20 protein-coding genes are annotated in these 19,617 nt (G+C 57.7%); 19 read left to right on the forward strand and 1 reads right to left on the reverse strand.

The window, feature by feature from the left end; genetic code table 11:
* Positions 1–146 precede the first annotated feature (146 nt).
* A complete protein-coding gene (locus tag KW841_RS22780; RefSeq protein ID WP_218479861.1) occupies positions 147–506 on the reverse strand; it encodes a cupin domain-containing protein in 360 nt (119 codons plus the stop codon).
* 113 nt (positions 507–619) lie between these two features.
* Between KW841_RS22780 and KW841_RS22785 the strand changes: the two genes are divergently transcribed.
* From KW841_RS22785 to KW841_RS22880, 19 genes are all read left to right on the forward strand, one after another.
* Complete coding sequence (locus tag KW841_RS22785; protein WP_218479862.1) at positions 620–1,600, forward strand: LysR family transcriptional regulator; 981 nt, start codon at positions 620–622, stop codon at positions 1,598–1,600.
* Between the two features lie 111 nt (positions 1,601–1,711).
* Positions 1,712–2,164 carry a thiol-disulfide oxidoreductase DCC family protein gene (locus KW841_RS22790; protein WP_218479863.1) on the forward strand — a complete coding sequence of 151 codons (453 nt, stop codon included), beginning with the start codon at positions 1,712–1,714 and terminating at the stop codon, positions 2,162–2,164.
* Positions 2,165–2,277: 113 nt separating this feature from the next.
* Positions 2,278–3,150, forward strand: coding sequence for a GNAT family N-acetyltransferase (locus KW841_RS22795; RefSeq protein WP_218479864.1), 873 nt, complete (start codon positions 2,278–2,280; stop codon positions 3,148–3,150).
* Entirely contained in the window at positions 3,150–4,043 is an 894-nt protein-coding gene (gene puuE / locus KW841_RS22800; protein ID WP_218479865.1) for an allantoinase PuuE, read from the forward strand. The genes KW841_RS22795 and puuE overlap by 1 nt, the downstream gene beginning before the upstream one ends.
* A gap of 73 nt (positions 4,044–4,116) precedes the next feature.
* A complete protein-coding gene (locus KW841_RS29800; RefSeq protein ID WP_256357926.1) occupies positions 4,117–4,416 on the forward strand; it encodes a hypothetical protein in 300 nt (99 codons plus the stop codon).
* Positions 4,417–4,919: 503 nt separating this feature from the next.
* On the forward strand, positions 4,920–6,344 hold the full coding sequence (locus KW841_RS22810) for an FAD-binding oxidoreductase (RefSeq protein WP_218479867.1): 1,425 nt from the start codon (positions 4,920–4,922) through the stop codon (positions 6,342–6,344).
* Between the two features lie 26 nt (positions 6,345–6,370).
* The gene (locus tag KW841_RS22815; protein ID WP_218479868.1) at positions 6,371–7,318 is read left to right on the forward strand and encodes a LysR family transcriptional regulator; all 948 of its coding nucleotides are present in this window, start codon (positions 6,371–6,373) and stop codon (positions 7,316–7,318) included.
* A 47-nt stretch (positions 7,319–7,365) separates the two neighbouring features.
* The gene (locus tag KW841_RS22820) at positions 7,366–8,685 is read left to right on the forward strand and encodes an MFS transporter (protein ID WP_218480017.1); all 1,320 of its coding nucleotides are present in this window, start codon (positions 7,366–7,368) and stop codon (positions 8,683–8,685) included.
* 152 nt (positions 8,686–8,837) lie between these two features.
* Complete coding sequence (locus KW841_RS22825; protein ID WP_218479869.1) at positions 8,838–10,172, forward strand: OprD family porin; 1,335 nt, start codon at positions 8,838–8,840, stop codon at positions 10,170–10,172.
* Positions 10,173–10,241: 69 nt separating this feature from the next.
* Positions 10,242–10,868: a TetR/AcrR family transcriptional regulator gene (locus KW841_RS22830; protein WP_218479870.1), complete on the forward strand. Its 627-nt coding sequence runs from the start codon at positions 10,242–10,244 to the stop codon at positions 10,866–10,868.
* A 417-nt stretch (positions 10,869–11,285) separates the two neighbouring features.
* On the forward strand, positions 11,286–12,317 hold the full coding sequence (locus tag KW841_RS22835) for a serine hydrolase (RefSeq protein WP_256357927.1): 1,032 nt from the start codon (positions 11,286–11,288) through the stop codon (positions 12,315–12,317).
* Positions 12,318–12,884: 567 nt separating this feature from the next.
* A complete protein-coding gene (locus KW841_RS22845) occupies positions 12,885–14,582 on the forward strand; it encodes a molecular chaperone HscC (protein ID WP_218479871.1) in 1,698 nt (565 codons plus the stop codon).
* Positions 14,583–14,585: 3 nt separating this feature from the next.
* Positions 14,586–16,178 carry a J domain-containing protein gene (locus tag KW841_RS22850; RefSeq protein ID WP_218479872.1) on the forward strand — a complete coding sequence of 531 codons (1,593 nt, stop codon included), beginning with the start codon at positions 14,586–14,588 and terminating at the stop codon, positions 16,176–16,178.
* A 38-nt stretch (positions 16,179–16,216) separates the two neighbouring features.
* Positions 16,217–16,717 carry an SMI1/KNR4 family protein gene (locus KW841_RS22855; RefSeq protein ID WP_218479873.1) on the forward strand — a complete coding sequence of 167 codons (501 nt, stop codon included), beginning with the start codon at positions 16,217–16,219 and terminating at the stop codon, positions 16,715–16,717.
* Positions 16,718–16,757: 40 nt separating this feature from the next.
* Entirely contained in the window at positions 16,758–17,339 is a 582-nt protein-coding gene (locus tag KW841_RS22860) for a hypothetical protein (protein ID WP_218479874.1), read from the forward strand.
* A 33-nt stretch (positions 17,340–17,372) separates the two neighbouring features.
* A complete protein-coding gene (locus KW841_RS22865; protein ID WP_116582206.1) occupies positions 17,373–17,741 on the forward strand; it encodes a hypothetical protein in 369 nt (122 codons plus the stop codon).
* A 56-nt stretch (positions 17,742–17,797) separates the two neighbouring features.
* Positions 17,798–18,130 (forward strand): hypothetical protein, encoded by a 333-nt coding sequence (locus KW841_RS22870; RefSeq protein ID WP_218479875.1) that lies wholly within the window; start codon positions 17,798–17,800, stop codon positions 18,128–18,130.
* Positions 18,131–18,355: 225 nt separating this feature from the next.
* The gene (locus KW841_RS22875; RefSeq protein WP_218479876.1) at positions 18,356–18,943 is read left to right on the forward strand and encodes an SMI1/KNR4 family protein; all 588 of its coding nucleotides are present in this window, start codon (positions 18,356–18,358) and stop codon (positions 18,941–18,943) included.
* 122 nt (positions 18,944–19,065) lie between these two features.
* Complete coding sequence (locus tag KW841_RS22880) at positions 19,066–19,521, forward strand: GNAT family N-acetyltransferase (RefSeq protein ID WP_218479877.1); 456 nt, start codon at positions 19,066–19,068, stop codon at positions 19,519–19,521.
* The last annotated feature ends 96 nt before the right edge of the window (positions 19,522–19,617 follow it).

The raw sequence follows: 19,617 nt of genomic DNA on the forward strand, positions 1-19,617 counted from the left end.
CACAGACGTAATGCTGGAGGCAGACCCATTCACCCCGCTCGGCAATGTCCGCGCCAGGTTCAGGGTCCGGGTTGGTTTAAAGGAGCGATTGCTCAGTTTGCGCTTTGCGATTGGTTGTTATGACTCACACCCAACTCTTCAGCTGGCTAACCGACAATCACATAAAACTTCAGCATCGGAACTGGCTGACGCCACACACCACGAAACCCCTTGGGCACCAGAAAGGAATCACCTTGGGTATAGGTTTCGCAGAAACCGTCTGCTTCGAGAGTGACCTCCCCCTCCAGTACCACCATGAACTCATCAGCCGGATAGTTCTCGTAACGCTCGGTGTAAGGTTCGCAACGCCAGATACCCGACTTCACCGGTGGCTCGCTACGGCAGAAGTAGGCATGATCCAGGCCCATCGGCTGGCCTTCGATCAGCTCGGCATGTTCCAGAGCCTCGTTCGGCAATTGCTGCCAGTCACTTGGGCCAGTCGAAGAAAAACGGATTGGTAGGAGCATTATGAAACCTCGGAATTGCGTGTTGGAATTGACGTCAAAGCTAAAGTCAGGCTCCTATACGGGCAAGTGACAAGATTTCAGCCTGAGTCACTTCAGGTTACGGAGCGCCCCCTTTGAGAAAACATCAGTCGCTAACCGCGCTTCGCGCCTTCGAGGCCGTTGCCCGACTCAATAGCATTTCGTCCGCTGCGGAAGAGCTGCATGTAACGCGTCCAGCAGTGTCAAAACAGGTTACGCAGTTGGAGAGCGACATGGGCTGCGCCCTGCTCCAGCGCACGGGCAATGTGATCCGCCTGACTTCGGCGGGCCGCGAGCTGTTTGCGGCCCTGCAACAAGCCTTCGAGTTGATTCAGCTGACCACCGATACCATCAGCCGCCGGGCACGGCGGGGAGAACATCTACGGGTGTTGGTCTGCCGTGACTTCGCGTCAAGCTGGCTGGCCGGCCAGGTTGGGAAGTTTCTGGTTGCCAATCCCGGGATATCCGTAGAAATCACCGCCGAAAACAACTTTAGCTTCCGCCTCGATGAGGATTTCGACTTCCGAATTTTCTATGGTATGCATGGAGCCAGGGCGGGCGGAGGGCTGGAAGAGACTGAGCTGTGCCGCTGGATCGACGTTCTGGTCTGCACCCGCAGCTTTGCAGAAACCTATTTAGGTGAGGGCCACAAGCCTTGCGAAGCGCCTTACCTGATCGATGCCAATTACGATGTCTGGGACGAGTGGTGTACCCTGACCGGGCTGGATCCTGGCGGCCCGCGTCGCCAGCAGACAGTGTTCAACGAAACCACCCTGTGCCTATCGGTCGCCGCATCAGGTGGCGGTCTGACCATCGGCGACAGCTTCCTTGCATTGCCCGCCATCCAAACAGGCGAGCTGATCGTTCCCTACCCGCTGGGCCTGGTCAGCGCGCAGAACTACAGTCTGTTCAAACCCAAGGCAAGACCGAACTCACCGGCTAGCCAAAAATTTGAGACCTGGCTACGCGGTGCAATAGATGCCTACCAAGTGACAGTGCGGCAAGCGCTCGCGGAAAAAGGCATTCGAGTAGTGGAGCGCACCGATGCTGTCGACCAAAGCGCCCCTGTCGGCTGAACGTGCTGCCCCCCATTACGGAACCCACCGTTACTGGATCGTCGCGCACAGACTTCACCGCCGGCACGCGGTTATGATCCGCGATACCCAGGCGCCCTTGGACCCACGCTCATGCCAGCCTCGAAAATCCTCCCCTCCCCCGCGCCGCTGCTCAAACCCGGAGAGACGGTGGTGTTGTTCGACGGTGTCTGCAAGCTGTGCAATGGCTGGGTGAGGTTCGTGATTCGCCATGACCGCCAGCGGCGCGTGCGGTTGGCGGCGGTTCAGTCACCCGAAGGACAGGCGCTGCTCGCCTGGGCAGGTCTGCCCTTGGATCAATTCCACAGCATGGCGGTGATCCGTGACCGATTCTACTGGGAGCGTTCCCAAGCATTTTTCGAAATCTTTGCCCAGTTACCCGCAATCTGGCGCCCCGTGAACCTGTTGCGCATCATCCCTCGCCCACTTCGGGATTGGGCCTACGACCGCATTGCGCTCAACCGTTATCGGCTCTTCGGCAAATACGACACCTGCCTGTTGCCGGATCCGGATCATGAACAACGCTTTTTGAAAGCGCCCCGGTGAACGCCTTGAGGCGACATCACGCGCTGGATCAATACACGGCTTGAAGCTATACCGAAAGGGTTCCGGGCGGGGATGGACCACACGCCCGATTAGCGACTGAGGAGAATTTCACGGTGTCGAATGAGCTGGTCATACGCAACATGACCCGTCCCGAGCTGGACGAACTTGTCGAGTGGGCTGCCCGTGAGGGCTGGAACCCCGGCCTTCACGATGCCGAGCTGTTCTGGGCCACGGACCCTGCCGCCTTCATCGCGGCGTCCCGGGACGGCGAATTGATCGGCGGCGGTGCCATCACCTCCTACCATGGCGAATTCGGTTTCATGGGTTTTTTCATCGTCCGGCCTGAGTATCGCAGCCAGGGCCTGGGCAATACCCTCTGGCACGCACGCCGCGAGCGACTCCTCGCCCGCCTGCGCCCGGGCGCGAGCATCGGCATGGACGGCGTCTTCGCGATGCAGGACTACTACGCCAAGGGTGGTTTCGTCTTCTCCCATCGCAACCTGCGTTTTCGTGCCGAGATCACCGAGCGCCCGACGACCACCCAGGCAGACGACCAGGACATCGTCCCGTTGGCCGCCTTTCCGTTCGATCAGGTGGTCGATTACGACCGCACCTGCTTCCCCGCCCCGCGCGTCACTTTCCTGAGCGGGTGGATAGCCCAGGCCGATGCTCTCGCCGTGGGTTGCCGGCGCGAGGGCAGGCTGAGCGGCTATGGCGTGATAAGGCTATGCCGGGAAGGCTGCAAGATCGGCCCCTTGTTCGCCGATGACGCCCTGGCGGCCAATGCCCTCTACGCACGCCTGGCGGACTTTGCGCAGGGTGGCCCGCTGTTTCTCGATGCCCCGGAGAACAACCCCGACGCCATGGCGCTCGTGCGCCAACAGGGCATGACCGAGGTGTTCGGCTGCGCACGCATGTACCTCGGCCCTCCTCCGGCGATCGCCCACGAGCGTGTGTTCGGCGTCACCACCTTCGAGTTGGGCTGATGTCCGCCCGCGACCTCATCGGTTATGGCGGCCGTCCACCCCACCCGCGATGGCCCGGTGAGGCGCGCGTCGCGGTCCAGTTCGTACTCAATATCGAAGAAGGCGCGGAATCCTGCCTGCTCAATGGCGATCCCCAGTCGGAGGCCTGGCTTCACGAGCTACCGGGCCGCCCGCCGCGTGTGGGGGAACCGGACTTGAGCGTCGAGGGCATGTACGAATACGGATCGCGCGCAGGTGTGTGGCGCATTCTGGAACTGTTCCGCGCCCGAGGCCTGCCGCTGACCGCCTTCGCCGTCGGCCGGGCACTGGAACTCACTCCGGCAATTGGCCAGGCGCTCAGCGCTGCCGGGCATGAGATTGCCGGGCATGGCTACCGTTGGCTGGACTATCGCGACATGCCTGAAGACCAGGAGCGGCGCCATATCCGCCTCACCCTCGACGTGATCGAGCAGGCCTGCGGCAAACGCCCCGTCGGTTGGTACACAGGAAGGGTCAGCCAGAACACCCGTCGCCTGTTGCGTGAGGAAGGCGGGTTTCTCTACAGCTCGGACGCCTACAACGATGACCTGCCCTACTGGCTCCCGGGCTCGCCCGCCCACCTGGTGATCCCCTACACACTGGTCAACAACGACGCCCGCTATCTGCTGCCAAACGGTTTCGCCTGCGGTGAAGACTTCTTCCAGCTGCTCAAGGATGCGTTCGACCTGCTGTGGCAGGAAGGCGCGCAACACCCGAAGATGATGAGCGTCGGCCTGCATGGGCGGATCAGTGGCCACCCTGGTCGTGCGATGGCACTGGCGCGCTTTCTCGATTACGTGCAAGGCCACGACGCGGTGTGGATCTGCCGGCGCGAAGAGATTGCCAGGCACTGGATCGCCCGGTTCCCCGCCTGAGTGGGGTTCGCAACGGCCTGAGCCACGCCGGTTTATCAATATCGTCCGTTCTGCATCAGGCACCCTGCTCTCCTTGAACATCGCCGAGGCGTTGCCTGCCACTGATGTGCGTTTTGGGGCGGTTTCAGCCGGTCGCAACAGGCAGAAATCGGCCAAAAGCAATGGGATGGACGTTTCAATTTATTCCGATTCCAACCAAATCAATCATTCAGAAAAGCCGGTAGTAAACAACAGATCAACCTGTCCGCTGGAAGTGTCAAACACCTTAATCGTCGATATCCCCTGGGGATTTGACGTGCAGGTGCATGACATAGGAAGAAAACTACTCAGGCTGTCATGGCACGATTTGTGGCAACAATTTGCTCGTGCGTAAACTGACTGCCGGGAGCCATAAACTTGGCTGCGCTCTGCTGACCACTGCTTGAGGCGGTCTGAGGATCGACATGCTGAGCGCGGCGCTGGCTGTCAGCACGAGAGCTTTTTTGAGCAGCGAACGGCGGGAGAACCCGGTGTCATCGAAACGCATGACCCTGTTCAATTCCTTTGATTTATTAGTATGGCGGCTATAGCGACTCAATCGCCGCTACTACCGCCAAGTCGGTAGTGTCGACCTTAAAGCAAGCGCTTGCCGAGCGTCGTCTGTGAAGTCATTAAGCAGGTATCGGTTTTCCTTATGCCGGAAAAAGGCGCCGCCCTGGCAGCGAACCGCCCCGTAGAATCGTTGGTGGCTCCATCTTTCACAGGGATATGGCCATCTCTATTCTGAATAACCGCAAGCCAGTCCATGCGGCTAAGATATAGCCAACTCCCCACCGTGCCGAATGCCTCGTTCTCCAATGTCGCTTGGCATGAACAAAAACAACAGGAGATCCCTGCATGCAAGGCCCTGCGATCAATACGTTCGATTTCAACTCACTGCCATCAGCGCTGCTCGAAGAACTGACTGCCCTGCTCGGTGTCAGGTTCAGTTCTTCAGCGAGTGTTCGTGAGCATCACGGCAGTGACATTTCCGCCCTTGATCCTATGCCGCCGCAAGCGGTGGCCTTTGTGAACAGCCTTGCAGAAATCGTCAGCGTGCAGAAGGCCTGCCACACCCATCGAGTGCCGATCATCCCCTACGGCAGCGGCAGCTCTCTGGAGGGTTGGCTGCATGCGGTACACGGCGGCATCTGCATAGATTTGTCGGGCATGAACCAGATCATCGAAGTGCGCATCGACGACATGGATGTCACGGTACAACCAGGGGTAACCCGCAAACAGTTGAATGCCGCCTTGCACGGGACCGGCTTGTTCTTCCCTATCGACCCGGGTGCCGATGCTTCATTGGGCGGCATGGCGGCCACCCGAGCTTCGGGCACCAACGCGGTGCGCTACGGAACGATGCGCGAAAACGTCTTGGCCATGACTGCCGTACTTGCCGATGGCCGTGTGCTGCAGACCGGAGGCCGGGCACGCAAGTCGTCGGCTGGCTATGACCTGACTCACCTGTTGGTGGGCTCCGGCGGCACCTTGGCCACCGTTGCCGAGCTGACAGTGAAACTGCACCCGATCCCGGAGGCCATTTCCGCGGCAGTGTGCAATTTTCCCAGTGTCGATCACGCGGTGCGCACGGTTATCCAGGCCATCCAGTTGGGCATACCGATGGCGCGTATTGAACTGATCGACGCACTGACGGTTCGCGCGCTCAATGCCTACAGCAAGACCACGCTACAAGAAGCCCCTTCCCTGTTCTTCGAACTGCATGGCTCCGAGTCCAGCGTCAAGGAACAGGTGGAAATGCTACGCATGCTTGCCGACGAACAGGGTGGACAGGACTTTGAATGGGCAATGCACCCTGAAGACCGCAGCCGGCTGTGGCAGGCACGGCATGATGCCTACTTCGCCGCACTGGCGCTGCGCCCAGGTTGCCGCTCGGTCACGACCGATGCGGTTGTCCCTATCTCGCGACTGGCCGAATGCATCGAGGCGACTGCCATCGACCTGCAGGAGCACGACTTGCTGGCCCCCATATTCGGCCACGTTGGCGATGGAAACTTTCATGCGGTGATCCTGATCGACCCGGACGACCCGGCACAATTGGAACGGGCAACCATCGTCGCTCACCGTCTGGCCGAACGCGCCATCGCCATGAACGGTTCATGCACCGGAGAACACGGCGTCGGCCTGACCAAGCAATCATTCATGCTGTCGGAATTTGGCCAGAATACGGTAGACACCATGGCGGCCATCAAGGCAGCGATGGACCCACAGCAATTGATGAACCCCGGGAAGATTTTTGCCCGCGGTACACCGGCGGCGTAAACCCCAGATTTGCAAGAGGTACGCTTATGGAAATCCGCCAGCTCAAATACTTCCTGGCCGTTGCTGATGCGGGCAGCCTTTCAGGGGCGGCCCGCAAGGTGCTCATCGCGCAATCGGCGTTGAGCAAGCAGATGTGCGCGTTGGAGGACGAATTGGGTGTGACGCTGTTCCATCGCAGCAATAGCGGCATCGCCATCAACGAGGCGGGCCAGGTGTTCTACGAGTATGCCCTGGGCATTCTCAAGCAATTGCGCGACGCCAAGGCGGCGGTCCTGCCGGGGCATGGCGTATTGACGGGTTCCATCGTCGTGGCGCTGCCGCAGAGCGTTTCGCCGATCATTGCCCTGCCGCTGCTGCAGGCAGTGGGCCGGATCTACCCCCAGGTGGAGCTGCAATTGAATGAAGAGTTGACCGGCAACCTGGTCGACCAGTTGATCCGTGGCAGTGTCGACATCGCGCTGTTCACGCCAACGGGATTGCCTGCGGAAGTGAGCTTCACGCCGCTGATTGAAGAGGACCTCTATCTGATCCATCGCGCCAATGACCCTGAGGCGCCGCCTCCCGGCGAGGTGACTCTGGCCCAAGCCGTGACACGGCCGCTGGTCTTTCCCAGCAAGGCCCACAGCCACAGCACCCGGGCCGTCGTCGATCAGGCCCTGGAACAGCAACAGCGAGCGCCCGCCGCAGTGGCCATGGAAGTCAACTCGGTCTACATCCTCAAAAGTGCCGTCGAGGCTGGCATTGGACCGACCATCATGCCGCTCAATCTGGCGGTGCGGGAAGTGGCTGAAGGGCGTTTGGTAGCCCACCCCTTTGTTGCGCCTGGGGTATTCCGGACGCTAGGTATCTGCACCTGCGGAACGCGACCCGCGAGCAACCTGCGGACCCTGATCGCGCAGCTGATAAGCCAGGTGGTACACGATATGTGCCGATCAGGCGAATGGCCTTCGACACGCTTACTGCCTGCTACCTGAACAAGAGTTTCATCTTCGCTTCGACAACAACAATAAAGAGGCTAGACATGAACCAACCTCCACTCCCTGCGGGCGTGATGCCCGACCACGCATTGAAATCAGCCTACCGCAAGACGGCCTGGCGGATCATCCCGCTGTTGATCGTCTGTTATCTGGTCGCTTATCTGGACCGGGTCAACGTCGGTTTCGCCAAGTTGCAGATGCTCGACGATCTAAAATTCAGTGACGCCGTTTATGGCTTGGGCGCGGGTATTTTCTTCGTCGGCTACCTGATGTTCGAAATCCCCAGCAACATTGCCCTCCACCGCTTTGGCGCTCGCCGCTGGATCGCTCGCATCATGGTGACATGGGGGCTTTTGTCGGCGGCGATGATGTTCATCGAGACACCCCTAGCCTTCTACGCACTGCGTTTGCTGATTGGTATTGCCGAGGCGGGATTCTTTCCCGGCATCATCTTCTATCTCACCACCTGGTTCCCCAGCCATCGACGCGGGGTGATGACGGCCATGTTCATCACAGCCCTGCCCGTCTCGAGCATGCTCGGCGCTCTTATCTCGGGTTTTATCCTGCAAAACCTCAACGGCGTAGCGGGTTACGCAGGCTGGCAGTGGCTGTTTGTCATTGAAGGGCTGCCTGCAGTAGCCCTGGGGGCGGCGGTATTTTTCCTGCTGCGCGACAGAATCGCTGATGCTCATTGGCTGACGCCTGAAGAACGCCAGGGCATGCAGGCGGCCATCGATCGTGAGGCTTCGCAGAAACAAAGCCATCGCCTGCGCGACGGCTTGGTCAATCCGCAGATCTGGCTGCTCGGCGCCGTGTATTTCTGCCTGGTGCTGGGCCAGTACGTGATCAGCTTCTGGCTTCCGACCATCATCCGTAACAGCGGCGTGCAGCAACCGGCGGTTATCGGTGTGCTCAGTGCCATCCCCTACGCGGCAGCTGCAATCACTATGGTGTTGGTAGGGCGTAGTTCCGACCGGCGTGGGGAGTACCGCTGGCATTTGGCAATTTGCGCCTGCATCGGCGCACTGGGCATAGCCTTCGGCACCTATTTTGGAGACAACCTGTTGCTCGGCATGATTGGCCTGACCATAGGCACGGCCGCGATGGTCAGCAGCCTGCCGGTTTTCTGGGGCATGCCCAGCGCCGTGGTTGGCGGTGCAGCCGCCGCGACGGGCGTCGCGCTGATCAACTCGCTGGGCAATATTGCCGGTTTCTTCAGCACAATTGTCGTGGGTTGGTTGACTCAAGTGACCGGCAATACCCATGCGGCGATGTACATCATGGCCTCGATACTGGTGGTCGGTGGTGTGCTCGGCTTGCTCGTTTACCACCTGCGCCCGACACCTGTCGCCCAGACAGTTTAAATAGCTGACAGAACTTCCGAGTCAATCGTAAAGCTCACGCGCTGAGGCCCCAGTACGCCCTGATGAAACTGTCAGGGCCAGGCTGAACTCGTCTCGAAAAAACCTGCGCGCCTACAAAACAACAATTAAAAAAACAACAGGAGTACATAACAATGACAAAAATATCCCCTGTAAATCCTTTAATGCTGTCCGCCATTGGCTGCTTGTTGGCCGGCCCGGGCACTGCTTTCGCTGACTTCCTGGCGGACAGCCAGGGAAACCTGAACGTGCGCAATTTCTACTTCAATAACGACTATAGAAATCAGCCAGGTCCTCAAGGCCAAAGCAAAATACGCGAGTGGGGCAATGGTTTCATGCTGGATCTCAAGTCAGGCTACACCGATGGCACATTAGGCTTCGGGCTGGATGCACTCGGTACCCTGGGCGTACGCCTGGACGGAGGGGCAGGCAATCATCGAGGCAGCTCCATGTTTCCCGATGACAGCGATGGGAATGCTGTTCATGAGTTCAGCCGGCTGGGTGTCACCGCCAAGGCCAAATTTTCACACACCGAACTCAAGGTCGGAACGCTGCTACCCAAACTGCCGATCCTGGTAGCGAACGACGGCCGACTGCTCCCGCAAATGTTCGAAGGCGCAATGTTGACCTCCAAACCTCTGGACAGCTTGACTCTGGTTGGCGGGCGCATCAACGAAGCCACCGGGCGAGCTTCGACTAACCGTTCGGGGCTGGCAGTCGCTGGAGGGCGGCGTGAAAGCAACAATTTCACTTTCGCCGGAGCAGACTATCAATTGAGCAAACCGCTTCTTCTACAGTATTACCATGCCAAACTCGAAAATTACTACGATCAAGACTTTCTTGGCTTGACACACACGTTCCCCATTGTTGAAGGGCAAACATTCAAAACCGATTTGCGCTACTTCCGAACCCGGGCCGAGGGTAAAAACGATAGTGCCCAGGGACGCGCCGCCGGTTACACACTCAGCGGCTTTGGTGATACCCCGGGCCGAATAGACAATGACACCTGGGCGGCGATATTCACCTACAACGTGGGCGGCCATTCGCTCACAGGTGGCTATCAGAGGGTGTCTTCGGGCAGCAACTTCACCCAATTGAACCAGGCCAGCACGGGCGAAGGTGCCGCCGGTTCCAGTACTTATCTGCCTACGGACAGATTCGTCTCGAGCTTCCTGCGGGCGGGAGAAGATACCGTGTTCGGCATGTATTCCTACAACTTCGTTGCTTCTGGATTGCCCGGCCTGACAGCGTCCGTTGGCTACTACCGTGGCACCCATATCATCCAGTACGGTGCACAGGATGCTCAAGAGTGGGAGCGCGACATCATTGTCGATTACGTCATTCAAAGCGGCAGCTTCAAGGGGGTGGGATTGGGCTTGAAAAACGCGATGCTTCGAAGTGGTGTACCGAGTGACGGCGCCCAGGATCAGACGCGACTAGTGATGTCCTACACGCTTCCCTTGTTTTGAATTCGAACCCATCAAGGGCTTCCATACGACAGCCCCGGCCGCCCTGTTAGGGGCCGGGCAACGGTATTCATGATGACCAAGACTACAAACACTCATGTCAGTAACGCATCTGCGTCCAGGCTGGAGGCTATCCGCAGTGTTGCCCTGCGCATGTTCGTCAATGAGGGGTATCAGGCCGTGAGCTTGCGTCAGCTTGCCGAGCACGCTGGGTTACAGGCGGGTTCGCTTTATCACTACATCGAAAGCAAACAATGCCTTCTGTTCGAATTCATTGAGGAACATGAGTATCACCTGCTCCACTGCGTCAGCAAAACACCTCTCGCCCGCTTCGATCCAAGGTCTGCTTTAGGGAACTACCTCGGCGCTTACTTGCGGTTCGCGTTGCCACGGCGCCAGTGGCACATACTGTCCACGCGCGAGAGCTACTGCCTGGAGCCCGCTCGAAAGGCGAAAATTGAGGGATTGCGTGCCAAACAGGCGCAGCTTTTGAAAGACATTATTGCGCTGGGTATTGCTGGCAGACGGTTCCAGGTCGATGACCTGAACATCACGGTGGCCGCCGTGCGGGCCATGCTTGATGGCGTGGTGCTGGGGCCGCTCAGTAATGATTTCCGGACGGAGGTACTCATCAAGGACGTCCAGCGGATGGTGCTTCGGTCACTGCTCACTGACCGGGAATGTCCAGCCTTTAATTAAATCACGCGGGAGAAAAATGCCATGTCCGTCGCCCTCAGAAATCTGCCGACCCATTCTTTGAGTTTCTTCTTTGGCATATTGTCCCCGACCCCATCAATGATCGTCATTGGGCGAAACGAAACCTCTGCACCGTTACCGCGCAGCCAGGGTTGCCACTTGACTTCACGTTCTGGGCGGGTAACCCATTCCAAGAAAGCGATGAGTTTCTATTCCGCATACAACCCGTAGCTGGTGATTCGCTCCACCAGCTGTCCAGAGTGGTTCGCGTCGACCCAATCGTTATCAAAGCCCGGGTTGAGCTTCGCGAAGCGGAGAAACTGTTGGTGAGAGAGGACGGGGTATAACCCATCAGGGCTAACAAGGGCGGATGAGATATCTTGTCGACCTGCCGATCCGCTCAACCATTCAGGGAAGTCAATGCTGAGCTCACTCGTATTAAATGGTCAGCCACTGGCGTGCGCTCCATCAGATCTTTTCGCCCCATGGTGGAGCTTCACGAAAACAGTCTTGGCCGTGACTGCCCTTTCAATGGTGCGTGACGGGCTGGTCGGACTGGACGATCCGATCCTTGATCAACCTTTCACGTTGCGCCAGCTGCTGAGGCATGAGGCAGGCCTCGCCGATTATGGCGAACTGGCGGATTATCACGCCGCCGTCGCCAACAATGAGGCAGCCTGGTCGGCAGATGAAATGATGCGACGCCTTGATGGTGCCCGGCTTCGATATAGCCCCGGAACAGGCTGGCGTTACTCGAACGTTGGTTATTTGCTCATCGGCAGGCTCATTGAACGGCTGACGGATCTCACGCTTGAAGAAGCAGTGGGTCGACGCGTTTTGATGCCCTTGGGCCTGTCGAGCGTTCGCTTCGCCAGGACGCGAGCAGACTTACAGGACTCTCATGTCGCAAACCCATCAAATTATGACCCCGCCTGGGTTTATCACGGCTTGCTGATTGGACCGATTTCGCAAGCAGCGCTATTGCTCGACCGCCTTCTCGCGGGACATGTCCTCCCCCCGGACTTGCTCCAGGCAATGCAGACAGCAAAAGCATTGGGTGGCTCGATTCCAGGACGACCCTGGATTACCCCGGGTTATGGCCTTGGCTTGATGCAGGGTTCGATCGAAGGTGGCTATACGCTGCAAGGTCACTCAGGCTGCGGGCCTGGCAGCGTCATTGCCGTCTACCGTATCTGCGATGGCGCCGTATCGGCCTGTTGCGCTGTTTTTGATGCAGGCACCAGTGAAGGCGCTGTCGAAGCCCTGGTTGTTGATCAACTGCGACAAGTCCTTGCGGCAGGGGCCAAGCAGTCAGTAAAGGCCTGTGGCGCTATCAGGTTCGCATACCGGAACCTGGTGCGCGCTGACCATGTTGTAGTTGAGCATGAAGCCGACGCCGCCCTTGGACTCCATCACTTCAGCCATCCAGCCAATAGGGTTGATGAACAATGAGTTGTCGTGGTTCAGCACTCCGACAGCCGCAGTGGTCTCATCAAAATCCCAAACGACATCGCCCCAGTGCCAGCCTTGCCCTTTTACGTATTGGCTGCCGAGCAACGCTCCAAGCGCAAATATGTCGCCCTCGGGCAGCGTTGTGCCACTCGCTTTGCAATTACGCACCCGCTCCGTAATCGCCGCAACCACATCAGCCGAAGCATGATCCTGAGTAAGGCTCAGTAAGTCGAGCCCCTGTTGGCTCAACACTTTGATCTCCTCTGCCAACTCGGCAGACACCTTGCTGATTTCAGCCATTTTCATTCCTTCGTTTAAAAAACCGCGTCCAGATTCAATATTGGCACAACGTATTGGTTTTGGCTTGTCAGCCTCTTTAGCCTCATCAGCGGATACTGAGTACTCAAAGGGTTGCAAGGTGTCATGCATCGCGGTCCGGTTCGTGCATCGAACGTGCGAGCATTGAACCTTCATTGGAAAAAGTGATCGCACATCGACTACGATCTGTCTCTGCGGTTCAAGGAAGAACAGGTTCATGAAGTCACGCCAGGGAAAAGGAACGCATTGATGATTGTCGGAATCGACTTGGGTACCACCAACAGCCTGGTGGCTGTCTGGCATAACGGCGTTAGTGTTCTGGTTCCTAACGCACTGGGTCAGGTGCTGACCCCATCGGTGGTGGGACTGGACGATGAAGGCCGCATTCTGGTCGGCCAAGCTGCCCGCGAGCGCTTGCACACCCATTCCACCATGACCGCCGCCTTGTTCAAGCGCTATATGGGCAGTGCACACGCCGTGCAATTGGGTACGAAGTCGTTGCGCCCTGAAGAACTGTCGGCGCTGGTACTCAGGAGCCTGAAGGAAGACGTCGAGCGTGCCTACGGCGAACCGGTGACCGAGGCGGTCATCAGCGTCCCCGCGTACTTCAGTGATGCGCAGCGCAAGGCAACCCGTATCGCTGGCGAACTGGCCGGACTGAAAGTCGACAAGCTCATCAACGAACCGACCGCTGCCGCACTGGCCTACGGTTTGCCTCAGCACGGCAAGGAAACCACGTTCCTGGTCTTCGACCTGGGCGGCGGCACCTTCGATGTGTCAGTCCTGGAACTGTTCGACGGTGTCATGGAGGTACGGGCCAGCGCTGGCGACAACTATCTGGGCGGTGAGGATTTCGACCAGGTGCTGGTCGAGCGTTTTATCCAGACCCAGCGCGACCAGCCAGGATTTGCACCGACACAATCCATTGCCCACGCGCTGCGCCGCGAAGCCGAGCGAGTCCGCCAGGCGCTGGGACAGGAAACGGCGAGCGAATTTGTTTTGCGGGTGGATGGGCAGCAATGGAAGCATGTGTTTTCACAGGACGAGATGGCCACATTGTTCGCGCCCTTGCTCGAACGCCTGCGCCATCCGATTGAGCGCGCCCTGCGCGATGCCAGAATCCGTATCAACGAGCTCGATGAAGTGCTGCTGGTGGGTGGCACCACACGCATGCCGCTGGTGCGCAAGCTGGCCGCGGGGCTGTTTGGCCGCTTCCCGTCCATCCACGTCAACCCTGACGAAGCCGTGGCTCACGGCGCAGCCATTCAAGCCGCGCTGAAGTCCCGCAGTGCCGCCCTGGAAGAGGTGGTGTTGACCGACGTCTGCTCCTACACCCTGGGTATTTCAACCTCGGTATGGGTGGGCCAACACTATGAGGAAGGGCACTACCTGCCGATCATTGAGCGCAACAGTACGGTCCCCGTAAGCAGGGTAAAGACCGTGTGTACCGTCCATGAACTGCAGGAAAGCGTACTGGTGAAGATCTACCAGGGTGAGAGTCGTCTGGTGCATGACAACATCGCCTTGGGTGAACTGGAGATCCCGGTCCCGGTGAACACCGGTGGCGTTGTCGAACTGGACGTGCGCTTCACCTACGACATCAACGGCATTCTTGAGTGTCAGGTGCGCATTCCCATGACCGGTGAACAGCATGCACTGGTCATCGAAAACAACCCGGGTGTGCTCAGCAGCGAAGACATTGCCGAGCGTCTGCAAGCGCTGGCCGAGCTCAAGGTGCATCCCCGCGAACAGCAGATCAACACGGTGCTGATCGCCCGCCTGGAGCGTTTGTACCAAGAAAGCCTGGGCGAGCTTCGTGAGCAGATCGATCATTGGGCCAACCTGTTTCAACAAGCACTGGCAAGCCAGGACGAGCGCCTGATTCGCCAGGCTCGCCATGATCTGAGCGGGCGCATCAGCCTGCTCGAAACCGGTGCCGGATACTGAGCCATGGCGTCTGATTTCGATTGCTGGGAGGTCCTTGACCTACCCGCCCGATCCGACGAGCGCAGCATAAAGCGCCAATACGCCAAACTGCTAAAGGTCACGCGTCCGGACGAGGATCCCGGCGCCTTCCAGCAACTGCGTGAAGCCTATGAGCAAGCCTTGCACATCCTGCGCGAAGGCTGGAGCGAGGTTGATCGGGATGTCGCTGACTCTACAGTTCGGCCCACTGCAGAGAACCGGACCCACCCGGGCCTGAAGCCCACGCGGTCCCTGCATGAGCAGGCCGTCGGACTACTGGGCGGATTTGAAGACCGGGCGGTTGATCAATACTGGAACGAAGCATCGAACAGAGGCTGCGACGCCGAGTTCGAACGGCTGTTGTTCCAACGTTGCGTGAACGATCCTGAAGCGCATCGGCACCTTCTGACATGGGGCATCGAACAGCGCCAATGGTTGACGCCCTGGCAGCGGATCCCCGCCAGTGAATTTGAGCAGCATTGTCTTGCCCGCGCCCTGACGGCAGCGCTTTACCACAAGCTCGACCAGCAGTTGGCAACCGGCGAGGAACAGAACTTCTTCGATTGCCTGGAACACCACAGCCAACAAGCCTGGCTTGGTGATTTCGCACGTCGTCAGGCATTGCAGGTGCATGTCCTGAATCTGTTCTTGAATACCGAAGACTGGTCACCGCTGCTGTTTCAACGAGTGTGTCGATTGTTTACCTGGGATGTTGAAGCGGCGGTGGTGCCCATTGCCCAGGACCAGTGGCAAGCGCTGCACAGGCGCTGCGAGCAGCAAACCTGGCTCGGCGAACTGCGTTCCTTGATGCAGCAACGTCAGCAACACCCCAGTTCGCGCGCCAATGCCGCCACGCTGTTCCTGCTGTCGACCCAACCGGCGCAGCAGGCGGAGCTGGCCACAGGTTTCGTTGAGGCTGACTGGCAGGCCTGCGAACAACTGGCAGAGACCTTTGCCACTCGTTTCCCCGACCTGCTGGGGATGTTCCCCAACCATGATCCTTGGTTCTGGAAGACACTCATCGGTCACAAGGACCCGCCCCATGGCGTGAAACGTGCAGCCTGCGTCTTGACCCTGACCCTTGCACTGAACAACCTGCCCGGCTCCGGACTCATGGTGACGCTGCTCATGCTGCCACTCTATGCACTGGGTGGTGTGTTGGCGGCACAGGTCGGCAAATGGCTGCTCAGCCATTGGACCATCTTGACGCAATCGCTGCATGACCTCGACCAGCGTGCCAGTGAATGGTGTGTACGACACAAACTGACCGCGGATCGCCGTTACCTGGTGATTCGCAATGGCGGCCCGTTGTTGGCACTTGCCATTGTGATCTGGAACTGGCTTGGGGTGCTGGGGCTGGCGACTTATTTGGTCAACGGGGCGATCGGCCTGCGGCAGCCCGCCAGTGCAGTTCCGGCGGACCGCCAGTACCGTTGGCGAAGGCCACTGCAGGCGATCTATCGGATTGCCGGGCTCAGTTGGCTGCAATGGGTGTTTTGCGTATCGATGGTGATTGTCATTGGCTACGTGCAACTGCGCATGCCCGGCACCCTGCTCACTCAAGGTCGATTGCGCTAAATATCGTGCAGTCAATTCATCAAATCAGGGGAAATGGAATGTTCGAAAACATCAACGTCATAGGCGAGCCCAGGGTGCTGTCGACAGACGCCGAAGTCGATCAAGCGCAACATGTGCTGGGTAGTCAATTTCCCACCGGTTACCGTGAATACGTGACGCAGTTTGGCGAAGGCATTCTCGGTGGTGTGTACATCCGGATATACCCGCCACATCAGATACTGCACGGTGAAAACAGTCAGGCTAACTGGCTGGAACGCATTAACCAATTCTGGTTCTGGGATGATGACAAAGAACTGATGCCCAAGGAAAAGGCCCTGCAGTGCATCATCATTGGTGATACCTACGACGGTGACGAACTCATTATTCACCCCGAGGATCCTGAGCGCATTTATGTGTTGCCGCGACACAGCGAAGCCGCATTGGTTGCCGGCCACGGACTGGTGGAAGCGATTGAATGGCTGTGCAGTTCGAATGTTCTGACGGAATCCTTTACCGAGCGGGATTTCGAACCGTTTGACAGCCGAGTCGAAGCCTCTTGATGCATCACAGGCCCCGGTAAACGAATCGCAGGATAACCGTATGGATCACCGGTTGAAGGTGTTTGAAAGTTTTGTAGCCCAGTTCAATACGTGGCCAGGCTCCCTTGGCCACCTGAAATTCAACGAGACCCCAGCCAATGTTTCTGCCATCGCAGAAGTCCCGAAAAGCGGCGTAATGCGCGATTATTTCGAACGGATAGACTTCTCTGCCCGACCGATGATCGGCGCGGACTTCAGCTTGCAGCTTTACGGCCACCAGAACTTGGCAAAAGCGCAACAAGGCTGGCATACCACGGAAAAGGAAGATCCGGCATGGGGATGGAAAGACAGCTTTACGGTCTTTGCCGATCGAAATGGCGATGTGCTGGTTTTTGATCGCTGCGATGAGCATTCACCGATCTTCGGCTCGATTCAGAAAAGGTCGTTCAAGGTAGCGACAGACATTCTGGCGTTGATGGGTGCCTTGCAGGCGGGCATCGCCGTGCAAGTGCAGGAATTCAACGACGAAACAATCGATGAAGAGCAGAACTACAAACCCGCCTTCCTGCACAGAGTCAGGGAAGTTGTGGGCACCGTTGCAGGTGCAGACGTGAACGGATTCATGAAGTTCTTTTTTGAATGAGCATGCTAAAAATCTTTCATCTGGTGCATCCGAATGAACGTGCGTTACACAGAAAAAAACCCACCTGCAGACGTTGAAAAGATCACCTGTACAGCGCAGCAGCTATCCATCAACCCAGATTCATGGATAACCAGATTCTGGTGGTCCTGCGACGGTGCAATGATCGAAGACCTCGTAAAAATTTATTCGACGGATGAAATAGCCGAGCGTCAACAGACATACGAAATAGCCGAGTACTTTCCAGGATATCTGTTGATCGGTGATGACTCGGGCGGCCGGCTGATACTGGTGGACAGATCTGCGATAGAACGTTTTTATCTGCTGGATTCGGGATGCCCATCCATCACGGATGGGCTGGCCTTTTCATCCATGGATGCCCTGATCAAGGAAGTTGTGGGCTAGTCCCGCCCATCACCGGCGCCGGACGACATCATTGAGCAGCCCGTCATGAGGACCCTATGAAGACTTACAGCATCCGCGAAGTTCTACAGCAGATCGAGCACATGCCCAATGCCTGGTTCTACCTGCCCAATACCGGGTGGACGCTGGACACACTTGGCGCGTTCTCACTGGACAGTCGGGACTTCCCCGCCAACTCGAATGAACACCTGCCACCACAGGTGCACAATGAAGGCTGGGTCGAAACTCTGGAAACGGCCATGATCGAGGATGTTATTTCCAACACGAACCAACAACGGGTCCAAGCCACACTGGATGATTACTTCATGGCGTTTAAATACTATTACCAGAACGATGCGTTCATTGTGCTCAAGCCTGGCGAGGACTCATGACCCGTACAGCGAGACGCCCGATGTTGACCTTGAGTAGCGGTTTACCCATTGCAATGACGCAGGCGAGTTCATCGGCAAGGCAGGCCATGCCGAGCTGCTTGGACTAGGTCGCCTACCTCTTCAGATGCCGCCAGTGCTCTACATTGGGTGCCTATCGAGACAACCATTGAACGAAAAACCAAGCGTATTGAGTCCGATCTCACCGCTATAGCAAGGACGACTGTCATGTCCCTCGTAGATACCTACCTTGCCGGTCTACGCCTTGTGTTGCCGGCTGAAAACCTCGATCAACTGAAACTGGCACATGGCGCTTCGGCGACAGACTTGCAGCAGCTCACAGAGCAATATCCGTTGTGCCCGGCAAGCCTGCTGCAACTGCTCAGCCAGATTGACGGCACACACTTCAGGGATTACCACGACGGCACCGTCATGGTACTGATGCTCGGCTCGGATGTGTTCGAGTACCCCTATTACCTCAGGTCGGTACGGCAGATACTTGAGGGCGCCCACGCTCACACCCGGAGCATTGCGCAGATATATGAGAGCTACCTGGATCAGGAACCCGACCTGATCGACCCGCTCATCGACAGCACATTGCCCATGAACAAACGGCTGTGCTTCTCCCACTGCATGAACAATGGGGGAACCTCAAGACTGTATATCGACTTCAACCCAGCGCCCGGTGGAACGGTGGGTCAGGTCATGCGATTTCTGCACGACCCCGACAGCTACAAAGTCATTGCACAGAGCTTCGATTACTACCTGCAACAGCTGATCGATGACCACTACTCGTTTATCTACGGGGATGAATAACGTCAGCGTTGGTCGATTGCTGTCCATCACTACAGACCGCAATCGGCCAGAAGCGCCCTTCGTGCTAGCGGCCAACACTGCATCTCACTACGCTCAAGTAATCACATGGAAGGAAAAGTTGAATGGATTACCTAATTCGGAATGCAATGAATGCGGATGCCCCAGCTATCAGTCGGGTCATCATTGGCACCCTGCGAGGGTCTAATGCTCAGGACTATTCATCCGAAGTTATCAATCAAGTGGAGCAAAGCTTTTCTCCACAGGCGATCCTTCGTTTGTTGATGCAACGTCAGGTGTTCGTAGCAACATTCGGAAGTCATGTCGTTGCAACGGCCAGCCTTGAACAGGACGTTGTGCGAAGTGTGTTTGTCGAACCTGCCTATCAAGGGAGGGGCATCGGCCGTCAGCTGATGACAAGAATTCAATCAATCGCCGTAGCCGGAGGAATCAACGAGCTGCGCATCCCCTCTTCCATCACTGCTGAAGGCTTTTATGCTTCGCTTGGCTTTAAAAAAGTCCGAGATGTATTTCACGAGTCCGAGCGTACGATCATCATGTCGAAGACATTGGCTCAGTAGCTTTACTGTCGGTATTCAGATGGCTGCTTTGGGTCGGTTTCCGCCTGTCGAGACGCCGGGAAATCGACCAGTAGCTGCCGGTGGCGACAGGTCGAA

Origin of the sequence: Pseudomonas sp. PDM28 (assembly GCF_019219115.1) — a bacterium.
Taxonomy (GTDB): Bacteria; Pseudomonadota; Gammaproteobacteria; order Pseudomonadales; family Pseudomonadaceae; genus Aquipseudomonas; species Aquipseudomonas laurylsulfatiphila.